This is a genomic window from Acinetobacter sp. AOR18_HL (assembly GCF_027855145.1).
GTDB lineage: Bacteria > Pseudomonadota > Gammaproteobacteria > Pseudomonadales > Moraxellaceae > Acinetobacter > Acinetobacter pittii.
In genome coordinates, this window is the sequence record NZ_JAKTIG010000056.1 from 1 (window position 1) to 5,352 (window position 5,352).

The following is a 5,352-nucleotide window of genomic DNA, read 5'->3' on the forward strand; positions in this document are numbered from 1 at the left end:
GTGATTCCACCTAGAAAAAATGCGAAACCATGGAAAGATACAAAGAGTAGCTCGCTAGAGCGAAATGAATTACTTCGAACAATTAAACGTTTAGGTAGGACACTATGGAAAAAATGGTCAGGCTATCATCGCCGAAGTTTGGTTGAGACTAAAATGCACTGCATCAAATTATTAGGAGATAAACTCAGTGCAAGGAGCTTTGATAGCCAAGTCAATGAGGTTCATGCACGTGTAGCAGTCCTCAACAGATTTACGGAATTAGGTCGACCACTTACCCAAGTTACGCCTTAAATTTGGCTCAATTAGGGGCGCTTTGCCTTTCAAATCTTTGTGCAACAAAGCCCTTTGCATATATAAGATTTATCAACCTGAAAGCCAGCAATAGAATACTCACACTTTTTGGGTGTTAGTGTTAAAATAAATTCTATTGTCGCAACATTTCCACCTGGTATTTCTTCTGAACTATAATAATGATAAGTACCATTCCACTTATCTGTATTTGCAAATGTGTTAACCGAAAAAGCCAGCAATAATAAACAAAATTTATTCATTTAATTAATTTTTTCTATATTTATTTCTTAAATCCAACAAACCTTTACTATATATTTTTTCATTTTCAGTACATGAGGCTTGCAAGTTCATATCTAGATAAGTATAACGATGTAACAATTTTTCTTGATTATTATACCCTCCCAAAATATTAAAATGTGCCCCTTCATTTGAAAAACATTCCATTATAATATTAGGAATTCCATCCCCTATCAAATCAACTCCTCTAATTCTATTATTTTTATATAGAATCTGATCCTTATTTAATTCAAAACCATAACCACGGACTAACTCCTTACTTCTTTTATTAATATTATAAAAATAATTAGGCTCATCTGTAACAAAAGCTAATTCTGAAACACAATCACTACTATCTTTTTTCAATATTGGGTTTACAATATCATATTTAAATTTTTCGTCCTCTTTATAGATAATTATGATATCTTTATTAAGAGGCTTTTCACTAACTATACAACCTTCATTAGAATCCAATAATAAATAAATTTTATTGTCTAAACTCTTCTTTATTTTTCTAATTTTTTCAGTAGATTCAATGGATTGATTATTATTTACTTTCTTTATTTCAAAAGAATTTGCATAAGCTCCTTCAATTACATATTGAATAGTAGATAAGCTAAAACCTACTAAACATACAAAAACTAATTTTTTATAAATCACTGTTATTTTCTCGCATCATTAATGAAATTAATATTTATAACCATTCATAACTTTACTATATGAATTTTGTCAAATTTCAACCTTCCAAGCTTTATTGGCAGCTACTTTTCCATTTTTTATATTTAAAATGATATTATAAGCTGCTGCACCACCATTATTAAAAGTATTTAAAATAAAAATATTATTATTTAAGTAATATATTTTAAAATCAGCAAGCTCGTTCTTATCACCATCTATACCATTTTTAGGGAAAAAATATTGCTCGACCTCAGTTCTACTGATTTCTATTCTGTTATCTCTTTCTCTAACAATAATTTTATCAAGTTGTAAAAAATTATTGTCAGGTAGACTACCATCAGTACCAAAGAATAGCTTACCATTAAAATACTTATACTCTCCTTTATAAAATTTAGGATCTAAAATAGCATTTTTTGCATATACTTCTACTATTAGTTTTTTATCACTAAAAACAACCTTTTCTATAGAATATTGAGATAACTTCATAGTAGTGTAACCAGTAAAATTATTTATTCTATTTTTATAAACAAATCCAGACACACCATTGCTTGCATTAACTAAACAAAAATTATTCGCTCCTTCATCCATCACACAAGAAATAATTTCATTATTATTTAATTTGAACATAATTTTAGAATTTAAACTTGAACTTTCTCGTACATTAACGTATCCATCCTTATCTTGAATAAAACCAAAGTCAGTATATGAAGCTCCTACAGGACCAATCATAAAACAGTAAAAATTACAAACTTAAGTTTTCCTTCATTTAGGATAAGTTCCATTTTGAATTTTAATAAAATAGTAATATTATTTTTTAGATAATATTACTATTATCAAATACAATCAAAGTTCTAATAATTTAGAATTATTCCTCATAATCATTACAATCAATTTTCTTGTTTTTTAAATTCGTATCAGTTGTATAGCCAATTTTAAAATTTAAATTTAATAAGTCTTCTTTTCTAAAAACCTTAGGAACAATATTCCAAACATTTTTTCCATTAGTTACAAACACCAAATTAAACTCTGGGACTTTATTATTATTAGTATCAATTTGATACTCTACAGAAAATTCATCTTTTTTCTTACCAACAATATTATATATACGTGGTTCATTTAATTTTTGATCACAAGCTTGATATATATAAATCTTATTTTTTAAAATCTTAATTGTACTTTCACTACAATAACACCCGCCTACTTCTAATTCTTTTATAACACCATCTTTATAATTAAATGGCTTTATTAAGTTCCCTTCTAAACTATCAAAGTCTAGGTATGATATTCTTAAATCTTTAATTTTAGAATTATTAAAATCACTCAGACATTTATAATTTTCATTATTTGCTTCTTTCCCATTAAAATTACATTTTAAATTTCTATTTCTCAACCAAGAACGTTGAGTATCAATAAGATACCTAACTTCGTTTTTATTATCACTAATATAGCTTTTTATATCAGAATATGTATTATTCAGATCATGCTCACTATTTTTATATACTGTTTTCTCATCTAACTGTTGTGGCTTATAATCTGCAGCATTTGAGCAGGCACTCAAACTAAAGACTAATAGCACACTAAAAAAATTAAGATTAATGCCTTGCATCGTACGTTCCTTTAATAAACAATTGATATTCACTATTACGCCTTTTCGTCAAACCGAGATCTGGAACTTTTTTCCCATTTACAGTTATTTTATTTATATCTAACATTTCTTTAGGCCCATCTTTATAATTACTTTCATTAATAAGCTTACATAAATTTGGGGCTTTACTAGCAATATTCCCGATATTGAATGCTAACGATACTAAAGCATCAAATTCATATTGATATAGAGGAACTTTAATAGCTTTTTTGACATAAGCTTCATGTTTCAAAACATCTTCTTCAAAGTAAGTTTTAGCCTGAGATATTGAGATAAAATCTTTTAAAACTTTTTTACCTAAAGCTTTACATGATGATTGACCTACGAGATGTCCCCATCCAACTGTACAATATCCTTTAGAATCATCGTAATAGTATGTTCCTTGCCCATCAGGAGTTAAATATTTTCCTTCCCATTCTTGAACAAATAATCTTGCATTTGCACTTGTTGTTAAATTGCTTATAGGTATTCTATTTCCAATTGATTTCTGAGAAGTAGTTTGAGGCAACTGTAAATCAAAACTATTTCTATATCCTTCTAACAATATTGCTAAAGGATCAGCTATATCATCACGTCTCGAATAAAGTCCATGTTCTTTTATTGTAAGATTTGACGCATCATCTAATGAAAAACCATTGCCTGTAAAATATTCAAAATGTAGCATTGAAACATTATGTGCTCTTTTTCCAGCAATAGGTATAGCAGCTGGTCCATTCTTATTTTTCATTACACCTGTTTTGCCTAATATTTGGCCTTGCTTAACGGGATCCCCCACTTTTAATGTTATTGATTTTGGATCTAATTCACCATACCTAATTACAAACTCTCTACCATCATCAGTTTTATGCCTAATACTTACTTGATTAGTTTGTAGATAGAATCCTTGCGAAGCTATTACTTTACCGGGTGCTATAGCAACTACTTCAAAGCCACTTTCTGCTTTGCTGACAGGTTTACAATTACTATATAAATCTCTTCCCGCATGCTTTCTATTACCACTTCTATTTCTTCCAAAGATTGCCATTGAAGCATTAGTATCATTGAGTTTAGCTCCCCAATAATAATTTGATAGTTCTCCACCAATATCATTGATAGGTTTTACTTTAAAAGGGAAAATAATACTTGGTTTATAATTAGATATATTCTGTTTTGGATTTCCAGTATCTTGACTTTCAGCATTCATATTTTTTAATTCTGGTGCAGTACTATTAAGAATCTGATCTTTAATATGATTATAGATCTTATCTGCACTAATATCTGGCATCCAATCCGGAGCTTTCGCTAATGTACCAAACCAATGGTCATCTTTATCATCATGATTATCCTTTTTAGCGACTCCATTATTAATATTAGAACTATTATTTATTTTCTTTGGTTCTCCATTATTTCCTTTGTTTAAAGGTAGCTTTAGTATTTGTCCTTCCGAAATCTTATTTGCATCATTAATTTTATTTATTCTTTGAATTTCTTCAATTTTACAATTCATATCTTTTGAAATTTTTAATAAAGTATCACCCTTTTTCACTTTATATGTTTTTCTACTATAGATGTCTTTCATAAATCATTTTTTACTCAGCTCCAAGTTGTAGATTCCAGCGATTAAATTGAATCTCAAACCAAGCCTTTTACCTCTATTTCGATAACGCTCAGCAAGAATTTTGAAGGTTTTCAGGCTGCCAAATACATGCTCAATTCCGATTCTTCTTTTATTGATTTCTTGATTATAGATTTTCAATTCAGGATCCAATTTACAGTGTCTTTTGGCTTTTAATGGCAACAGGCTATTCGGATACAACACATAAATCCCCTGATAGCCTTTATCTGCAAGGATAAAAGCCCCAAAAGGAATCTGGTTTAAATTGCGTTTGAACAACTCGAAATCATGCACTGCACCGCGACTGGTACATAAACTCATAATTTGCTGAGTTTTGTAGTGAATCATGGCCTGTACTTTAAAGGTATAGGTCTTTTTCTTGCCGCTATAGCTTTTCTTCTGTTTTTTTAGGTCTTTGGATTGGAATTTCCGTGGCATCCACGATCACAACATTCCAGTCGATGCCTTCGCCCTCGGGTAAATCTTTGGGTAAATTAAACAGATTGGACCGAATCAGGCAGTCTTCAACATGACGGACAATTCTTGAGGCTGTGGGCTCTGAAACCCCGTAACTCGTCGCAACGTGAAATAAGGTTCGGTATTCCCGCCAATAGCTCAGACAGAGCAGAACCTGATCCTCCAGGCTTAACTTGGGCGGTCTGCCTTTGGCAGAGACATGCTTCTGCAATTGCTCAACCATCAAATAGAAAGTTGACCATGAGATGCCTGTGTATCGCTTGAACTGAGGATCAGAAAGCTTGTTTGAATCGATGTATTTCATCCGCAGATTATGCACGAATGCCAAGAAATCCGGAGTGCAAATATTAACCAAAAAGAAGGTCGTTTTTTGATTTATGAAAGAGATCTA

Annotated in this window: 6 protein-coding genes and 2 pseudogenes; 1 reads left to right on the top strand and 7 read right to left on the bottom strand. The window is 30.5% G+C overall.

From position 1 onward, the window contains the following. On the top strand, nt 1-291 hold a 291-nt coding region (locus tag MKL51_RS13855; protein ID WP_161419296.1), incomplete at its 5' end, for a transposase. A 53-nt stretch (nt 292-344) separates the two neighbouring features. On the opposite strand, the pseudogene MKL51_RS13860 reads toward MKL51_RS13855, so the two are convergent. The 7 genes and pseudogenes from MKL51_RS13860 to MKL51_RS13890 all read right to left on the bottom strand — a co-directional run. Beyond that, nucleotides 345-551: pseudogene (locus MKL51_RS13860) on the bottom strand (DUF5991 domain-containing protein); the annotation flags it as partial. A gap of 4 nt (nt 552-555) precedes the next feature. Next, entirely contained in the window at nt 556-1,227 is a 672-nt protein-coding gene (locus tag MKL51_RS13865; RefSeq protein WP_081311126.1) for a hypothetical protein, read from the bottom strand. 69 nt (nt 1,228-1,296) lie between these two features. Then, nucleotides 1,297-2,027, bottom strand: a pseudogene (locus MKL51_RS13870) (SH3 domain-containing protein). A gap of 83 nt (nt 2,028-2,110) precedes the next feature. After that, the gene (locus MKL51_RS13875) at nt 2,111-2,851 is read right to left on the bottom strand and encodes a lysozyme inhibitor LprI family protein (protein WP_019767361.1); all 741 of its coding nucleotides are present in this window, start codon (nt 2,849-2,851) and stop codon (nt 2,111-2,113) included. Next, nucleotides 2,838-4,448, bottom strand: a complete 1,611-nt coding sequence (locus tag MKL51_RS13880; RefSeq protein WP_270904337.1) for a glycoside hydrolase family protein — start codon at nt 4,446-4,448, stop codon at nt 2,838-2,840. The genes MKL51_RS13875 and MKL51_RS13880 overlap by 14 nt, the downstream gene beginning before the upstream one ends. A gap of 3 nt (nt 4,449-4,451) precedes the next feature. Further along, entirely contained in the window at nt 4,452-4,922 is a 471-nt protein-coding gene (locus MKL51_RS13885; RefSeq protein ID WP_017482311.1) for an IS5/IS1182 family transposase, read from the bottom strand. After that, entirely contained in the window at nt 4,870-5,280 is a 411-nt protein-coding gene (locus MKL51_RS13890) for a transposase family protein (protein ID WP_171054439.1), read from the bottom strand. Before MKL51_RS13890 ends, MKL51_RS13885 begins: the two co-directional genes overlap by 53 nt. Nucleotides 5,281-5,352: the final 72 nt, after the last annotated feature.